Origin of the sequence: Mixta mediterraneensis, assembly GCF_030283135.1 — a bacterium.
Lineage (GTDB): Bacteria > Pseudomonadota > Gammaproteobacteria > Enterobacterales > Enterobacteriaceae > Pantoea > Pantoea mediterraneensis.
This window is the reverse complement of the sequence record NZ_JASUAZ010000008.1, coordinates 56,366-73,362: the sequence shown is the minus strand read 5'-3', so window position 1 is coordinate 73,362 and position 16,997 is coordinate 56,366. Positions and strand designations below refer to the sequence as shown.

General features: G+C 51.7%; 15 protein-coding genes. 1 reads left to right on the top strand and 14 read right to left on the bottom strand.

Annotated elements, in window-relative coordinates; genetic code table 11:
- Positions 1-90: 90 nt before the first annotated feature.
- From ybgE to sdhC, 12 genes are all read right to left on the bottom strand, one after another.
- On the bottom strand, positions 91-384 hold the full coding sequence (gene ybgE / locus QRY16_RS07685) for a cyd operon protein YbgE (RefSeq protein WP_289776182.1): 294 nt from the start codon (positions 382-384) through the stop codon (positions 91-93).
- The gene (gene cydX / locus QRY16_RS07680; protein WP_193405094.1) at positions 384-497 is read right to left on the bottom strand and encodes a cytochrome bd-I oxidase subunit CydX; all 114 of its coding nucleotides are present in this window, start codon (positions 495-497) and stop codon (positions 384-386) included. The genes ybgE and cydX overlap by 1 nt, the downstream gene beginning before the upstream one ends.
- A gap of 15 nt (positions 498-512) precedes the next feature.
- Positions 513-1,652, bottom strand: a complete 1,140-nt coding sequence (gene cydB / locus QRY16_RS07675) for a cytochrome d ubiquinol oxidase subunit II (RefSeq protein ID WP_289776181.1) — start codon at positions 1,650-1,652, stop codon at positions 513-515.
- A gap of 11 nt (positions 1,653-1,663) precedes the next feature.
- Positions 1,664-3,235 carry a cytochrome ubiquinol oxidase subunit I gene (gene cydA / locus QRY16_RS07670; RefSeq protein WP_289776180.1) on the bottom strand — a complete coding sequence of 524 codons (1,572 nt, stop codon included), beginning with the start codon at positions 3,233-3,235 and terminating at the stop codon, positions 1,664-1,666.
- Positions 3,236-3,971: 736 nt separating this feature from the next.
- On the bottom strand, positions 3,972-4,847 hold the full coding sequence (sucD, locus tag QRY16_RS07665; protein WP_193405091.1) for a succinate--CoA ligase subunit alpha: 876 nt from the start codon (positions 4,845-4,847) through the stop codon (positions 3,972-3,974).
- Positions 4,847-6,013 carry an ADP-forming succinate--CoA ligase subunit beta gene (sucC, locus tag QRY16_RS07660; protein ID WP_289776179.1) on the bottom strand — a complete coding sequence of 389 codons (1,167 nt, stop codon included), beginning with the start codon at positions 6,011-6,013 and terminating at the stop codon, positions 4,847-4,849. The genes sucD and sucC overlap by 1 nt, the downstream gene beginning before the upstream one ends.
- Before the next feature lie 66 nt (positions 6,014-6,079).
- On the bottom strand, positions 6,080-7,300 hold the full coding sequence (gene odhB / locus QRY16_RS07655) for a 2-oxoglutarate dehydrogenase complex dihydrolipoyllysine-residue succinyltransferase (protein WP_289776178.1): 1,221 nt from the start codon (positions 7,298-7,300) through the stop codon (positions 6,080-6,082).
- Between the two features lie 15 nt (positions 7,301-7,315).
- Positions 7,316-10,123 (bottom strand): 2-oxoglutarate dehydrogenase E1 component, encoded by a 2,808-nt coding sequence (gene sucA, locus QRY16_RS07650; protein ID WP_289776177.1) that lies wholly within the window; start codon positions 10,121-10,123, stop codon positions 7,316-7,318.
- Between the two features lie 205 nt (positions 10,124-10,328).
- Positions 10,329-11,045 carry a succinate dehydrogenase iron-sulfur subunit gene (locus QRY16_RS07645; protein ID WP_289776176.1) on the bottom strand — a complete coding sequence of 239 codons (717 nt, stop codon included), beginning with the start codon at positions 11,043-11,045 and terminating at the stop codon, positions 10,329-10,331.
- Between the two features lie 17 nt (positions 11,046-11,062).
- On the bottom strand, positions 11,063-12,829 hold the full coding sequence (sdhA, locus tag QRY16_RS07640) for a succinate dehydrogenase flavoprotein subunit (RefSeq protein ID WP_193405086.1): 1,767 nt from the start codon (positions 12,827-12,829) through the stop codon (positions 11,063-11,065).
- Positions 12,830-13,177, bottom strand: a complete 348-nt coding sequence (gene sdhD, locus QRY16_RS07635) for a succinate dehydrogenase membrane anchor subunit (RefSeq protein ID WP_193405085.1) — start codon at positions 13,175-13,177, stop codon at positions 12,830-12,832. It abuts the gene before it with no gap.
- A complete protein-coding gene (sdhC, locus tag QRY16_RS07630) occupies positions 13,171-13,560 on the bottom strand; it encodes a succinate dehydrogenase cytochrome b556 subunit (protein WP_193405084.1) in 390 nt (129 codons plus the stop codon). The genes sdhD and sdhC overlap by 7 nt, the downstream gene beginning before the upstream one ends.
- A gap of 633 nt (positions 13,561-14,193) precedes the next feature.
- Between sdhC and QRY16_RS07625 the strand changes: the two genes are divergently transcribed.
- The gene (locus QRY16_RS07625; protein WP_289776175.1) at positions 14,194-15,477 is read left to right on the top strand and encodes a citrate synthase; all 1,284 of its coding nucleotides are present in this window, start codon (positions 14,194-14,196) and stop codon (positions 15,475-15,477) included.
- A gap of 67 nt (positions 15,478-15,544) precedes the next feature.
- Here QRY16_RS07625 and nei read toward each other — a convergent pair whose 3' ends face one another.
- Positions 15,545-16,333, bottom strand: coding sequence for an endonuclease VIII (gene nei / locus QRY16_RS07620; protein ID WP_193405082.1), 789 nt, complete (start codon positions 16,331-16,333; stop codon positions 15,545-15,547).
- An 11-nt stretch (positions 16,334-16,344) separates the two neighbouring features.
- Positions 16,345-16,992 (bottom strand): pyroglutamyl-peptidase I, encoded by a 648-nt coding sequence (pcp, locus tag QRY16_RS07615; RefSeq protein ID WP_193405081.1) that lies wholly within the window; start codon positions 16,990-16,992, stop codon positions 16,345-16,347.
- Between the last annotated feature and the right edge of the window lie 5 nt (positions 16,993-16,997).

Sequence of the window (16,997 nt, the reverse complement as noted above, 5' to 3'; positions counted from 1 at the left end):
TAGTCCGTAACAATCAGAACGATGACAGAAAGGTTTCTTGACCCAATACTGACAAAAAATCACCGTCAGCACCGATTTTGAAAGGAAAAGTCAGGAATAAAACCAGTAAATACCAACAAGCAAAATTAGCAAAGCCGGTAATGGTAAAAACAGCGCCTGCCAGCGGATTTGTCTGGGACGGAAACCCACACCGTGAATAACACCCGTACATACCGCCCAGATACCCAAAAAGCCCTGCCAAACCGCCATGTTACTAGATTGCGCCGCATAGCGTGATGGATCCCAAAATAAGCATCCCGCCAGCAGTAAAGAAAGAATCAGCGAAAGGGCCCGTAGCGGGCCCTTATCTGTCAGACGATATTGCGTCCGAATCAGCTGGCGCATCAGGCGTGATCGTCCTTAGCCGCGCTGTCTTCAACGTGTTCAATCGCCAGCGCGGTGACAATACCAAAGGCACAAGCCAGCAGCGTGCCGAGAATCCAGGCAAAATACCACATGCATCGTCTCCTTAATTAATACAGCGAGTGCGTATTGCTCTCGATGTGTTCTTTGGTGATACGGCCAAACATTTTGTAGTAACACCAGGCGGTATACGCGAGGATGATCGGTACAAAAATGATAGCAGCGAAGGTCATAACGGTTAGCGTCAGCGAGCTGGACGTTGCATCCCACATGGTCAGGCTAATATTCGGCACTGTGCTGGAAGGCATAATGAACGGGAATAGCGCAATGCCTGCTGTCATGATGACACACGCCAGGGTCAGCGAAGAGAAGATAAATGCCCAGGCACTTTTCTCACATCGCGAGCAAACAACGGTCATCAGCGGTAATAACACGCCCAGCAGCGGAAACAGCCACAGCACGGGCATATTCTGGAAGTTGGTCATCCACGCACCGGCTTCACGCACGACGGTTTTACCCAACGGGTTAGAGGCTGCGTGATGATCGATGACGCTGGTTACTACATACCCGTCGATGCCGTATTTCACCCACAAACCTGCCAGCACAAAGCACACCAGCATGACCAGCGCGGCAATCTGTGCAGCGGTACGTGAGCGTAAATGCAGTTCGCCAGTGGTACGCATCTGTAGATAAGTTGCGCCCTGGGTCAGAATCATAGCCACGCTAATTACGCCAGCCAGCAGACCAAACGGATTAAGCAGCTGGAAGAAATTGCCCGTGTAAAACAGACGCAAATATTCATCTGCATGGAACGGAACGCCTTGCAGCAGGTTACCGAACGCCACACCAATAACTAATGGCGGAATGAAGCTACCAATGAAAATGCCCCAGTCCCACATGCCGCGCCAGCGCATGTCCTCAATCTTCGAACGATAATCAAAACCGATGGGGCGAAAGAACAGTGAAGCCAGCACCAGAATCATCGCCACATAAAAGCCTGAAAACGCAGCGGCATAGACCATTGGCCAGGCGGCAAACAGCGCCCCGCCGGCGGTGATCAGCCAAACCTGGTTCCCATCCCAATGTGGCGCAATGCTATTAATCATAATGCGGCGTTCGGTATCGGTGTGGCCCAACAGGCGCGTTAGCATGCCAACGCCCATGTCAAAACCGTCGGCAATCGCAAAACCAATCAGCAAAATGCCAATCAGCAGCCACCAGACAAAGCGCAGCACTTCATAATCAAACATAGGGGTTCTCCTTATTCACGCACCGGCTGAGTACTTGCCGCGATCTGTTCATGATGGTAACGCCCGGTTTTCAGGCTGCTTGGGCCAAGGCGCGCAAACTTGAACATCAGATACATCTCGGCCACCAGGAACAGTGTGTAAAGTCCACAGATCAAAATCATGGAGAATAAGATGTCGCCCACGGTCAATGATGAATTGGCGACCGCTGTTGGCAGTACTTCACCAATCGCCCACGGCTGACGGCCATATTCTGCGACAAACCAACCGGCCTCAACCGCGATCCAGGGCAGCGGAATGCCATATAACGCGGCTTTCAGCAGCCAGCGACTCTTACCGATGCGATTACGAATCACGCTCCAGAACGACAGCACAATCACAGCCAGCAGCAGTACGCCACACAGCACCATGATGCGGAAAGAGAAGTAAAGTGGCGCAACGCGTGGAATGGAATCTTGTATCGCTTTTTGGATTTGTGCTTCGGTCGCATTCGCCACATTCGCGGTATAACGCTTCAGCAGCAAACCGTAGCCGAGATCCTGTTTGCTGTTATTAAAGGCTTCGCGCACCGCTGGATCCTGACTGCCGCTGCGCAACTCATTCAACAAAGCGTAAGCTTTCATGCCGTTGCGTATACGAACTTCGTGCTGCGCCATCAACTCTTTCAGGCCGGTTACTGGCGTATCGACTGAGCGTGTCGCGATCAGGCCAAGCAGGTACGGAATCTGAATGGCATATTTATTTTTCTGCGAATCCTGTTCTGGCAGGCCAAACAGCGTGAAAGCCGCAGGTGCGGGTTGGGTTTCCCACTCGGCTTCAATTGCCGCCAGTTTAGTTTTTTGCACATCGCCCATTTCATAGCCAGACTCGTCACCCAGTACGATGACGGAGAGCACCGCCGCCATACCGAAACTGGCCGCGATGGCAAACGACCGTTTAGCGAAAGCCATGTCACGGCCTTTCAGCAGATACCAGGCGCTAATACCCAGAATGAACATCGCCCCGGTGGTATAACCCGCCGCTACCGTGTGCACAAATTTTACCTGCGCAACCGGATTCAACACCAGCTCGGAAAAGCTCAGCATCTCCATACGCATGGTCTCAAAGTTAAATTCGGAGGCGATCGGGTTCTGCATCCAGCCGTTCGCGACCAGAATCCATAAAGCAGACATGTTAGACCCCAGCGCAACCAGCCAGGTCACCGCCAGGTGCTGCACTTTGCCCAGACGATCCCAGCCAAAGAAGAAAAGCCCAACGAAAGTGGATTCGAGGAAGAACGCCATCAATCCTTCAATGGCCAGCGGCGCCCCAAAAATATCGCCGACATAGTGAGAATAATAGGACCAGTTCGTACCGAACTGAAATTCCATGGTCAGGCCGGTAGCCACCCCCAGCGCAAAGTTGATGCCAAACAACTTGCCCCAGAATTTGGTCATATCTTTATAGATTTGTTTGCCGCTGAGGACGTAGACCGTTTCCATGATTGCCAGCAAAAACGCCATACCCAGCGTTAACGGGACAAACAGGAAGTGGTACATTGCCGTCAAAGCAAACTGTAAACGAGACAGCTCGACGATATCTAGCATATTAACTCCTTGCTCTTCACATCCACTCTCTTTAGCGATATGACGCGCTAAATAAGAGTCAGGAACGACTGATTATTGATTCCAGTTTGTTACCGACAGAACAGGTAAAAGTGCTGCCCGATATGAGCGAATAACGAGATTTTGAAACCCTGAAAAAGCGTCAAAACAAGCCAGATGCTTAAACACATGCAAAATAATCAAAGAAATTTGATGAAATCCCATATTCCGCAAGCGTTTGAAAGTTTTTGTAAAAGGCTGGATTGATGCAACGCAATTTAAGCCTTTAACGTTGCGCTTTTCCAGCGATAAACTTTGTTATATATCGTCAATAATTGATCTGAATTAAAGTAATAACTTTCTATACCTGTTCAGCTCGCTGGGTTGTTAATAAGGCGTCAATATTTTCCAGGATTGTAAGGAAGATTATTACTTTTATCGTTTTTTATTAACCTCAGATACTTTTGTGCTAAAGGTTGGCATCTGCCGTAAATAAAAGGAAGGTGAGAGGGAAATACCTACTGAGGGCTTTTCGGGTAGATATAATGTTTGCCCGCATGTATAGGGGAAGTGGCACAGGGTCGGATTTTACCATCCCCCTTTTCCCCTTACGCTGGCATCTTTACACTTCGCTCACTTCTCCCTGGCTGGACACGAGAATGTATCTCTTAAACTGCTGGGTACCCGGCACGCATAAAAAAGGCCACACAAGGTGGCCTGAAATTAAAAAGCGTAAAGCTTATTTTGCTGGCAGAACGGCTTTCACTGCTTCGCCAATATCGGCAAGGCTGCGAACGGTTTTCACACCAGCCGCTTCCAGGGCTGCAAATTTTTCATCCGCAGTGCCTTTACCGCCTGCAATGATGGCGCCAGCGTGGCCCATACGCTTACCTTTTGGCGCAGTCACGCCAGCGATATATCCTACAACCGGTTTGGTGACATGTTCTTTGATGAACGCAGCCGCTTCTTCTTCTGCGCTACCACCAATTTCACCAATCATCACGATCGCTTCAGTTTGCGGATCGTCCTGGAACAGTTTCAGGATGTCAATAAAGTTAGAACCCGGAATCGGGTCACCACCGATACCGACACACGTTGACTGGCCGTAACCAATATCCGTTGTCTGCTTAACGGCTTCATAAGTCAGCGTACCGGAACGCGAAACAATGCCCACACGTCCTGGCTGATGAATGTGGCCCGGCATAATACCGATCTTACATTCGCCTGGCGTGATCACACCTGGACAGTTTGGTCCAATCATACGTACGCCCGCTTCATCCAGCTTCACTTTCACTGTCAGCATATCCAGCGTTGGGATACCTTCAGTGATCGTAATAATCAGCTTGATGCCCGCTTCGATCGCTTCCAGGATACCGTCTTTGCAGAACGGTGCCGGAACGTAGATCACCGTAGCCGTTGCGCCGGTGGCTTCCACGGCTTCACGTACGGTGTTGAACACCGGCAGACCAAGGTGAGTGGTGCCGCCTTTACCTGGCGTGACGCCGCCAACCAGCTGCGTACCATAAGCCAGCGCCTGCTCAGAGTGGAATGTACCCTGTCCGCCGGTGAATCCCTGGCAAATGACTTTGGTGTTTTTGTCGATCAAAATGGACATTATTTACCCTCCGCAGCAGCAACAACACGCTGTGCCGCGTCTGTCAGGCTGGTTGCTGCAATGATATTCAGACCGCTGTCCGCCAGTTTCTGCGCGCCCAGCTCGGCGTTGTTACCTTCCAGACGTACCACTACCGGCACGTTCACACCCACTTCAGCGACTGCGCCAATGATGCCGTCGGCAATCAGGTCACAGCGCACGATGCCGCCGAAGATGTTAACGAATACGGCTTTAACCGCATCATCAGACAGGATGATTTTGAAGGCTTCGGTAACGCGTTCTTTGGTTGCGCCGCCGCCAACGTCAAGGAAGTTAGCCGGCTGGCCGCCATGGTGTTTCACAATATCCATGGTGCCCATTGCCAAACCTGCGCCGTTAACCATACAGCCGATATTGCCTTCCAGCGCAACGTAGTTCAGTTCCCACTGCGTAGCGTGTGCTTCACGTGGATCTTCCTGGCTTGGGTCACGCATCTCGCGCAGTTCCGGTTGACGGAACAGCGCATTGCCATCAGCGCCCAGTTTGCCATCCAGACACACCAGATCGCCCTGCTTAGTGATCACCAGCGGATTGATCTCTACCAGCGCCAGATCGCGCTCCAGGAACATCGTTGCCAGGCCCATGAAAATTTTGGTGAACTGGCTAACTTGCTTGCCGGTCAAGCCGAGCTTAAAAGCCAACTCGCGGCCTTGATACGGCTGCGGTCCGGTCAGCGGATCAAGCGCCATTTTGTGGATCAGATGCGGGGTTTCTTCCGCAACTTTTTCAATTTCTACGCCGCCTTCGGTCGATGCCATGAAAACAACGCGACGCGTCGCACGGTCAACAACAGCACCCAAATACAGCTCTTGATCGATGTCGGTCGCGGCTTCAACCAGGATCTGGTTGACCGGTTGGCCATCAGCGTCAGTCTGGTAGGTTACCAGACGCTTGCCGAGCCAGTTTTCCGCAAACGCGCGAATCTCTTCTTTACTGTTAACGACTTTCACACCGCCCGCTTTACCGCGGCCACCGGCATGAACCTGACATTTAACTACCCACGGACCTGCGCCAATTTTAGACGCGGCTTCTTCCGCTTCACGTGGTGTAGTACAGGCGTAACCCGTTGGTGCCGGCATGCCATACCGTGCAAACAGCTGTTTCGCCTGGTATTCGTGTAAGTTCATGATGTTCTATCCATTCAGGTCTGAAAAGAGTAATAAGGTGGGCGCGCCGTACGCGCCCGGTAAAAATCAGACGTCCAGCAGCAGACGCGTAGGATCTTCCAGCATCTCTTTCACCGCAACCAGATAGCCAACAGATTCGCGGCCATCGATCAGGCGATGATCATAGGAGAGCGCCAGATACATCATTGGCAGCACGACAACCTGACCATTCACCGCCATAGGACGATCTTTAATAGCATGCATGCCAAGGATCGCGCTCTGTGGTGGGTTGATGATCGGCGTAGACATCAGCGAGCCGAATACGCCGCCATTAGTAATGGTGAAGTTACCGCCAGTCAGATCCTCTACGGTCAGCTTACCGTCGCGGCCTTTCACCGCCAGCTCTTTAATTTTCTTCTCGATGTCGGCCATGCTTAACGCATCAACATCACGCAGCACCGGGGTAACCAGGCCACGCGGCGTAGATACCGCAATGCTGACATCGAAGTAGTTGTGATACACCACATCTTCGCCATCAATAGAAGCATTCACTTCTGGATAACGCTTCAGGGCTTCCACCACCGCTTTAATATAGAAAGACATAAAGCCCAGGCGCACGCCGTGACGTTTTTCAAACGCCTCGCCGTATTGCTTGCGCAAATCCATAATCGGCTTCATGTTCACTTCATTGAAGGTGGTCAGCATCGCAGTGCTGTTCTTCGCTTCCAGAAGGCGTTCAGCCACACGCTTACGCAAACGTGTCATCGGTACACGTTTTTCGCTGCGATTAGCCACGGCCTGCTGCAGTGCAGCTTCGGCGGCTGGCGCGGCGGTTTTCGCGGCTTCTGGTTTCTTCGCCAGATGTTTTTCTACATCTTCGCGAGTAATACGACCACCCACTCCACTGCCTTTGATTTGCGAGGCATCAAGGTTGTGTTCAGCGATCAGGCGGCGAATAGCCGGGCTGAGTGCATCGTTGCTCTCTTCTTCCAGCGAAGCTGTCTGACGCTGAGCCGGCGTAGACTCTTTGCTGTCAGCTTTAGCGCTGGTCTCTTTCCCGCCGCTATTGCCTTCTTTTAAACGACCAAGAATCTGGCGAGACGTTACGGTTGCCCCTTCATCTTCCAGCACGGCTTCCAAAACGCCGTCGGCGGAAGCAGGCACTTCCAGTACCACTTTGTCAGTTTCGATCTCTACCAGTACTTCATCACGTGTGACGGCATCGCCTGGTTTTTTGTGCCAGGTTGCCACGGAGGCATCGGCAACGGATTCAGGCAGGTCGGGAACGAGAATATCTACGCTACTCATTATCTTTCCTTTTAATTAATCAACGTTCAGCGCGTCATTAACCAGGTCTTGCTGCTGTTTTTGGTGTACGGACATATAACCTACGGCCGGTGAAGCGGATGCCGGACGGCCTGCATAACGCAGAGTGGCGCCAAACGGCACAACTTCGCGGAAATGATGCTGGCTACAGTACCAGGCACCTTGGTTTAGTGGCTCTTCCTGACACCAGACAAAGTCCTGCACATGGGAATACGCTTTCAAAATTTCTTGTACAGCCTGATGCGGGAACGGGTAAAGCTGCTCAATACGCACAATAGCGACATTGGTCTGCTCGTTTTTACGACGCTGTTCCAGCAGATCGTAATAAACTTTACCGGCACACATCACGACGCGTTTAACGCCTTGTGGATCGAGTTCGTCGATTTCACCGATTGCTGGCTGGAAGCTGCCTTCCGCTAATTCATCCAGCGAAGAAATTGCCAGAGGATGACGCAGCAGCGACTTCGGTGACATAACGATCAGCGGGCGGCGCATACCACGTAACGCCTGACGACGCAGCATATGGTAAACCTGCGCAGGGGTAGACGGCACGCAAACCTGCATATTCTGTTCAGCACAGAGCTGCAAATAACGTTCCAGACGGGCGGAGGAGTGCTCCGGTCCCTGGCCTTCGTAGCCGTGCGGCAGCAGCATCACCAGACCACACATCCGGCCCCACTTCTGCTCTCCAGAGCTGATGAACTGATCGATAACCACCTGCGCACCGTTTGCGAAGTCACCAAACTGGGCTTCCCAGATAGTCAGAATGCGCGGTTCAGCAGTGGCATAGCCGTATTCAAAAGCCAGTACCGCTTCTTCTGACAAGACGGAGTCCCAGACTTTGAATTGCCCCTGGCCGCTGTGTACATGGTGCAGCGGCGTATAGGTTGAACCATTAGCCTGGTTATGGATGACCGCATGGCGATGGAAGAAAGTACCGCGACCGGTATCTTCACCTGACAGACGAACCGGAATCCCTTCGTCCACCAGCGTGGCGTAGGCCAGGTTTTCCGCGCCGCCCCAGTCAAAGGCTTTGTTTCCTTCAGCCATCTCTTTACGATCGTTGTAAATTTTCGCTACGCGAGCCTGAACTTCAACTTCTTCCGGGATCTGACTGATACGACGAGCCAGCTCCTGCAAACGCTTCTTGTCCACCTGCGCCGGATAAGCTTCATCCCACTCATGGTTAAGATACGGCGACCAGGTAAAAGAGTGCAGGCTCATTGGGCGCCATTCAGGCACCACACATTCGCCTTCATCCAGCGCATCGCGATAGAGATTGACCATTTCGGTGGCATCTCCCTGGCTAACAATGCTTTCACTTTCCAGACGGTCAGCGTAAATCTTACGTGGCGTTGGATGCTTTTTGATCTTTTGGTACATCAACGGTTGGGTTGCGCTTGGCTCATCCGCTTCGTTATGGCCATGACGGCGATAACACACCAGATCAATAAACACATCACGCTTGAAGGTGTTGCGATAATCCAGCGCCAGACGGGTAATAAAGGCAACCGCTTCCGGGTCATCCGCATTGACGTGGAAAATCGGTGCCAGCACCATTTTACCGATGTCAGTGCAATAAGGCGTTGAGCGGGCGTCTTTCGGATTAGAGGTGGTGAACCCCACCTGGTTGTTGATCACGATGCGAACGGTGCCGCCCACTTCGTAACCCCGCGCCTGGGACATATTCAGCGTTTCCTGCACCACACCCTGGCCGATCACCGCCGCATCACCATGGATGGTAATAGGAAGCACTTTATTGCTGCCTGGCTCGGCCAGCCGATCCAAACGGGCACGCACTGAACCCATCACCACTGGACTAACAATTTCAAGATGCGATGGGTTAAACGCCAGTGCCAGATGCACTAAGCCGCCTTCGGTTTCCACGTCTGACGAGAAGCCCATGTGATACTTCACGTCGCCAGTGCCGAGATGCTCTTTATGCTTACCAGAGAATTCATCAAACAAATCCTGTGGTTTTTTACCCAGCACGTTAATCAGAACGTTGAGACGACCGCGGTGTGCCATACCCAGCACCACTTCACGCGTACCGCTTTTGCCAGCATGACGAATCATCTCGCGCAGCATGGGAACTAAAGCGTCGCCGCCTTCCAGCGAGAAGCGTTTAGCGCCGGGGAATTTCGCGCCCAGATATTTCTCCAGGCCTTCTGCCGCAGTCAGCTCTTTCAGAAAACCTTTTTTCTCTTCGCCACTGAATGAGGCCTGGCCCATCACCGATTCAAGACGCTGCTGAATCCAGCGTTTCTCTTCGGTGTTATTGATGTGCATATACTCTGCACCAATCGAGCCGCAGTAAGTCTGCTTCAGCGCATCGAACAGTTCGGACAGCTTCATGGTTTCTTTGCCGCCGGCAAAAGAACCTACATTAAAGCTTTCCTGAAAGTCGGCTTCGGTCAGATCGTGAAATGCCGGATCCAGATCGGCAACACGATCCTGTTTCCACAGGCCGAGCGGATCCAAACTGGCGTGCTGATGACCGCGGAAACGAAACGCGTTTATCAGCTGCAGCACTTTCACTTGCCTGGAATTTGTTGCTGGATCGGAAACTGAAGAGGTGTAACGAGATGCGTCTTTCGCCAGGCGACGGAAATATTCACGTGTGGTGGAGTGAAACTGTTCTGGTTTCACGCCGGTGCCTGGGAGCTGTTGGAACATCGAGCGCCACACTGCATCGACAGAGTCAGGATCGGTCAGGAAATCCTCATAGAGTTGCTCTATGTAAGACTGATTCGCGCCTGCCAGCCAGGAAGAGTCCAGCCAGGGCTTCATCGCGCTGTTCTGCATTGTGATCCCTTAAGCATTGTTATGCTTTTTTGAGGTTTCATTTGTTGCCGCTTTCGCGGTTTGCCGTAGTGAGTTCAGCGATACGAGCACTGTGCGCAGCGCGCGCCCGGCCCGTAAGGGAACCTTTGTAAACGTGGTACATAACCGCGTTTACAGAGGCTTCCGTAAACCACCGGGAATCTGGCGTTCCCGGTGGGAATGTTACTTATGCTCCGCGTTGCAGCAGCATTGACTTGATATGACCAATAGCGCGCGTCGGGTTCAATCCTTTTGGACATACGCTCACACAGTTCATGATGCTATGACAGCGGAATACGCTGAAAGCATCATCAAGATTGTCGAGGCGTGCGTCCGTTTCCGTGTCACGACTGTCAATCAGGAAGCGATATGCCGCCAGCAAGCCGGCGGGTCCAATAAACTTGTCCGGATTCCACCAGAATGACGGGCAGGATGTTGAGCAGCAGGCGCAGAGAATACATTCGTATAATCCGTCCAGATGCTCACGTTCTGCCGGTGATTGCAGATACTCACGCGCTGGCGGATTTTCCCCATTATTCAATAAGAAAGGTTTAATTTTCTCATACTGCGCATAGAACTGACTCATGTCCACAACCAGATCGCGGACCACCGGCAAGCCAGGCAGCGGGCGGATAACAATTTTTTGTTTGCCGTTACCTAACGCTGAAATCGGAGTGATGCACGCCAGACCGTTTTTGCCGTTCATGTTCAGGCCATCTGAGCCACAAACCCCTTCACGGCACGAGCGGCGAAAAGCCAGGGTCGGATCTTTTTCTTTCAGACGGATTAGCGCGTCCAGCAACATCATGTCGCGCCCCTCTTCCGCTTCGAGGCTGTACTCCTGCATACGCGGCTTGTCGTCGACGTCTGGATTGTAGCGATAAATTGAAAATTCGAGTCTCATGATCGTCTCTCCGCAAATTAATAAGTACGCACTTTCGGCGGGAAGGCCGCGCGCAGTTTCGGCTGCATGTTCACCTCACGGCGCGTCATGCTCTCGGTTTGCGGGACATAAAGACTGTGGCACAGCCAGTTTTCATCATCACGATCCGGGTAGTCGAAGCGACTATGGGCACCACGGCTTTCGGTGCGGTAGTTTGCCGCCACAGCGGTGGCGTACGCAGTTTCCATCAGGTTATCCAGCTCCAGACACTCGATGCGCTGCGTGTTGAAGTCTGGCGAGCGATCGTCCAGACGCGCTGATTTCAGGCGCTCACGAATGCCTTTCAACTCTTCCAGCCCCTGCGCCATCGCATCACCTTCACGGAATACCGAGAAGTTGTTCTGCATGCAACGTTGCAGCGCTTTACGAATCTCAACCGGATCTTCTCCGGTAGTGTTGTTTTCCCAGCGATTGAAGCGTGCCATGGCTGCGTCAATTTCTTCTTCAGTTGCATCACGCAGCTCGCCCTGCTCAGTCATGCTTTCCAGCAGATGCAAACCCGCCGCGCGGCCAAACACCACTAAGTCAAGCAACGAGTTACCGCCGAGGCGGTTAGCGCCATGTACTGAGACGCAGGCGATTTCGCCGACAGCAAACAGACCGGGAATGACCACATCTTCGCCCTGCTCATTTACCCGCAGCGCCTGGCCAGTCACTTTAGTCGGAATGCCGCCCATCATATAGTGACAGGTTGGGATAACCGGGATCGGTTCCTTCACTGGATCAGCGTGGGCAAAGGTTCGGGACAATTCAAGAATACCTGGCAGACGTGACTCCAGAACATCTTTACCCAGGTGGTCCAGCTTCAGCTTGATATGCGGTCCCCAGGGACCTTCACAGCCGCGGCCTTCGCGGATTTCGATCATCATCGAACGGGCAACTACATCACGGCCCGCCAGATCTTTGGCGTTTGGCGCATAACGTTCCATAAAACGTTCGCCGTGTTTATTCAGCAGGTAACCGCCTTCACCACGGCAGCCCTCTGTAACCAATACGCCCGCCCCGGCGATACCGGTTGGGTGGAACTGCCACATTTCCATATCCTGCACCGGCACGCCGGCACGAAGCGCCATACCCACACCGTCGCCGGTATTGATGTGCGCATTCGTGGTGGACTGATAAATACGGCCTGCGCCACCGGTTGCCAGCACGGTCGCTTTCGCTTTGAAGTAAACAGTTTCACCGGTTTCGATGCAGATCGCGGTACAACCGACAATCGCGCCGTCTTCATTTTTCACCAGATCGAGCGCATACCATTCAGAAAAGATAGTGGTTTTATTTTTTAGGTTCTGCTGGTACAGCGTGTGCAACAAAGCATGACCGGTACGGTCAGCTGCCGCTGCAGTACGTGCCGCCTGCTCGCCGCCGAAATTTTTCGACTGACCACCAAACGGACGTTGATAAACACGACCATCTTCAAGACGCGAGAAAGGCAAGCCCATATGCTCCAGTTCCAGAATCGCTTCCGGCCCGGTTTTACACATATATTCAATCGCGTCCTGATCGCCAATGTAGTCGGAACCTTTGACGGTGTCGTACATATGCCATTCCCAGTTATCTTCATGGGTGTTACCCAGCGCAACGGTAATACCGCCTTGCGCAGATACAGTGTGGGAACGGGTCGGGAATACTTTAGATAACAGGGCGCAGGTTTGGCCCGACTGGGAGATTTGCAGTGCGGCTCGCATACCTGCGCCGCCTGCGCCGATCACCACGGCGTCAAATTCTCTGATTGGCAAACTCATTTACACACCCCACACCACAACAAATCCATAAATCGCATAGGACAACAACACCACCACGATTACCAATTGCAATACCAGACGCATCGCCAGCGTTTTGACGTAATCAGTCAAGACTTGCCACATGCCAATCCAACCGTGGATCAAGATGGAAAACAGCGTGAGTAAGGTGAATACTTTGGTAAAAGCAGAGGCGAAGAAACCACGCCAGATGTCATAGGTTAGCGTGTCGGTCATCACGACAAAGCCAAGTATATAGAGGATGTAGAGCGTAATAAGAATTGCAGAAGCCCGCAGCAGCAGCCAGTCCTGAACGCCGTTGCGACCCAATGCGGTTGCATTGCTTACCATACGAGGACTCCAGCCAAAATTGAAAGCACGACAGTAATACCAAATGCTACCTGAGCGGAACGAGTACCTGCTTGCAGAGTCTCAGCCAGATAACCAAAATCCATCAACATATGACGAATCCCGCCCACCGCGTGGTAAGCCAACGCTGTTAAAATGCCCCACATGATAAACTTCGCGAAGAAGCCATCCATAATGGTCGCAGCATGTTGGAAACCTTCCGGAGAGGAGAGAGACAGGCCCAGTAACCACAACAGAATGGCAAGCGCCACCAGGGTGATCACGCCAGTAACACGGTGAAGAATGGACGATATTGCAGTAACGGGAAACCGGATCGTCGAGAGATCCAAGTTGACAGGCCTTTGTTTTTTCACGGTTTTGCCCACACAGCTCTTTTTTATTTTGCTTCCTCCGGTCCTGAGGCAGAGTCAGATCACATGACATGTTCAGACTTTAACCGTCACCAAAAAAGCAACATCCAGTGTTAATTGAAACGGTAGAAACGCTGGGTGGCTCCTGGTGTCAGGGAATTCCGGAGACCTCGGCAAAGTATAAGAGGATCACATTCTGATTACAATTCCCCTACAAACACTTTGGGAACATTTAGGTTGAACAGTGATCTCACTCACGATTTTCACATTTGATACAAATTTAATTATCTGATTTGACAATAGTTAAACAATTCAGTTACAAACTATCACCATAAACCCCTATGATGCACAAAAGTTATGGGGATACACTTTCCCCTAAGCTCAAGTTATGTAACATTGCGAGCGTGAGCCACAACAAGCATCAGGTTATTGGTTACCAAGAAGTTATGTCCAGACCGGATCTTTAACAACCGCGATATGCAGCATGACATGGCCTTACGGTTTCCGACTGGGAACGCGCCTCTCACTCTGTACCCTGCACCTGATTGATGACCGCAGAGTGATATTGTGAAGTTTTGCCGCTCGCAACATGAACGCTTTTCAGTTGTCTAAAGATCCTTACCTACATAAGGCGCTATGGAGACGAAAATGACAGATAAAAAAGTGACGCTAACCTTACAAAACGATACGCCTGTTGAACTGGATGTGCTGAAAGGCACGTTGGGACAGGATGTGGTTGATGTGCGCACCCTTGGCTCAAAAGGGTTATTCACCTTCGATCCCGGTTTTACTTCTACAGCGTCCTGCGAATCCAAAATTACCTTTATTGATGGTGACGAAGGCATTCTGCTGCACCGTGGTTTTCCGATCGATCAGCTGGCTACCCACTCGAACTATCTGGAAGTATGCTACATCCTGCTGAATGGCGAAGTGCCGACTAAAAAGCAGTTCGATGAATTTTGCGAAACCGTTACCCGCCACACCATGATTCATGAGCAGATTACCCGTCTGTTCCATGGCTTCCGCCGCGATTCACATCCAATGGCGGTAATGTGCGGCGTCACCGGGGCACTGGCCGCGTTTTATCATGATTCACTGGACGTCAATATTGAACGCCATCGTGACATCGCCGCCTTCCGCCTGCTGTCAAAAATGCCAACCATGGCAGCGATGTGCTACAAATATTCCATCGGTCAACCTTTTGTTTATCCACGTAATGATCTGTCGTACGCCGGTAATTTCCTGCATATGATGTTTGCGACCCCTTGCGAAGAGTACAAGGTGAATCCGGTGCTGGAACGCGCCATGGATCGCATTCTGATTTTACATGCCGATCATGAGCAGAACGCCTCGACCTCAACTGTCCGTACTGCAGGTTCGTCTGGCGCGAATCCTTTTGCCTGTATCGCGGCCGGTATCGCTTCTTTGTGGGGACCAGCACACGGTGGTGCGAACGAAGCCTGCCTGCGTATGCTGGAAGAGATCAGTAACGTAGAGCACATTCCAGAATTTGTGCGTCGCGCGAAAGACAAAAATGACTCTTTCCGCCTGATGGGCTTTGGTCATCGTGTATATAAAAACTATGACCCACGCGCTACCGTAATGCGTGAAACCTGCCATGAAGTGCTGAATGAACTGGGCATGAAGGACGACCTGCTGGAAGTGGCGATGCAGCTGGAGCATATTGCGCTGAATGATCCGTACTTTATCGAGCGCAAACTCTATCCGAACGTGGATTTCTACTCGGGCATTATTCTGAAAGCGATGGGCATTCCATCCTCAATGTTCACTGTAATCTTTGCCATGGCGCGTACCGTTGGCTGGATTGCACACTGGAAAGAGATGCATGATGAAGGCATGAAAATTGCCCGTCCGCGTCAGCTTTATACCGGTTACACGGAACGTGAATTCAAGTCGCAGCTGGAAAAATAAGCATCCAGGAAGCCAAAAAGCGGGAATTTTCCCGCTTTTTTATTGGCCTTAAAATATTATAAAAATATTATACCTGACAGCCCGGACACCAATAGAATGGACGAGACGATAACGTGCCCTTCTCTATTAACGTTCCGCAACGGCGGCATTTTTTGCCCTGCCGGTGAAACGCTTCAAAGCGAAACGCCGCTTCATGATGATAATTTCTCATTGTTCCACGCATACGATAAGCGTGGCGCGGCACCGATAATAATGCCTCGCTGAATGCTGTCAGCTGCGCGTCGCTTAACGATTGCACACGATGATAAGGCAGTAGTTGAGCCAGCCAGAGAATTTCAACGCGTAGGTAATTTCCTAACCCTGCCAGAAAAGCCTGATCCAGTAACAATCCACTGAACTGACGACGACTAAAGCGCGGCGAAAGCAGCCGTGCTTTAACGTCTGCTACCGTTAGCGTGCTATTTAAAACGTCTGGTCCTATGCGATTCAGAAACGGATGAGTCGCTAATGTATCCGCATTCAGCAATTCAATATCCGAAGCGCTATATAATAAAATCGCCTGTTCAGCGCTAGCCAACCGGACGCGTAATTGCCGCTTAGTTTCCGGCTGGCTACCAGATGGTACGATGCGCCAGACGCCGTAAAGCTGATTATGACTATACAGCGTTAAACCGTTGCTGAAATGCGTCAGCAATGCCTTGCCACGCGTTTCAATCGCTTTGACCTGTTCACCCAGCAGCGCCGATTCGAAAGTTTTTAGTTCAGCAAAAGCAAACCATACATCCGTTAACGGTTGGCCGACAATGGCTGTTTCAAGCTGATCCGCCACACGACGGATCTCCGGTCCTTCTGGCATTCATCCGCCTCTTAATGTGTTGCGCCACCAACGACTTTCACATCTTCTTTCGTTTCCAGCGTGATGCGAACGGCAATTTCCAGCGCCTGAATCACATTAGCTGATGACATACTCGGCGCGCCGGGATGGTGGGCTGCCTGCTCCGGCAAATAGGGAATATGGATAAAGCCACCACGCGCCGGGCTGCCTTGAGTTTGCAGCCAGTGCAGTAATCCATACATAACGCGATTACAGGTAAAAGTTCCCGCGGTTTGTGATACCGAAGCGGGAATGCCCGCTTCGCGCACCGCTGACACAATGGCTTTGATTGGCAACCGTGAGAAATAGGCGGCCGGACCATCCGGTACTATCGCTTCATCTACGGGCTGCCTGCCTGCATTATCCGGAATGCGTGCGTCATCAACGTTGATGCCAATACGCTCGACGGTAATATCACTGCGTCCGCCTGCCTGCCCTACTGAAATAATCGCGTCGGGTTTGATCTCATCCAGCGCCTGATAAAGTACCGTCAATACCTTGTCAAAAACCACCGGTAACTGACGTGTCATGATGGTTGCACCTGCAATTTGTTTACCTTCTAACGCCTTTACCGCTTCCCAGGAGGGATTAATATCTTCACCGCCGAACGGTTCGAAAGCGGTCATCAGTACAGTTTTCATGTCTT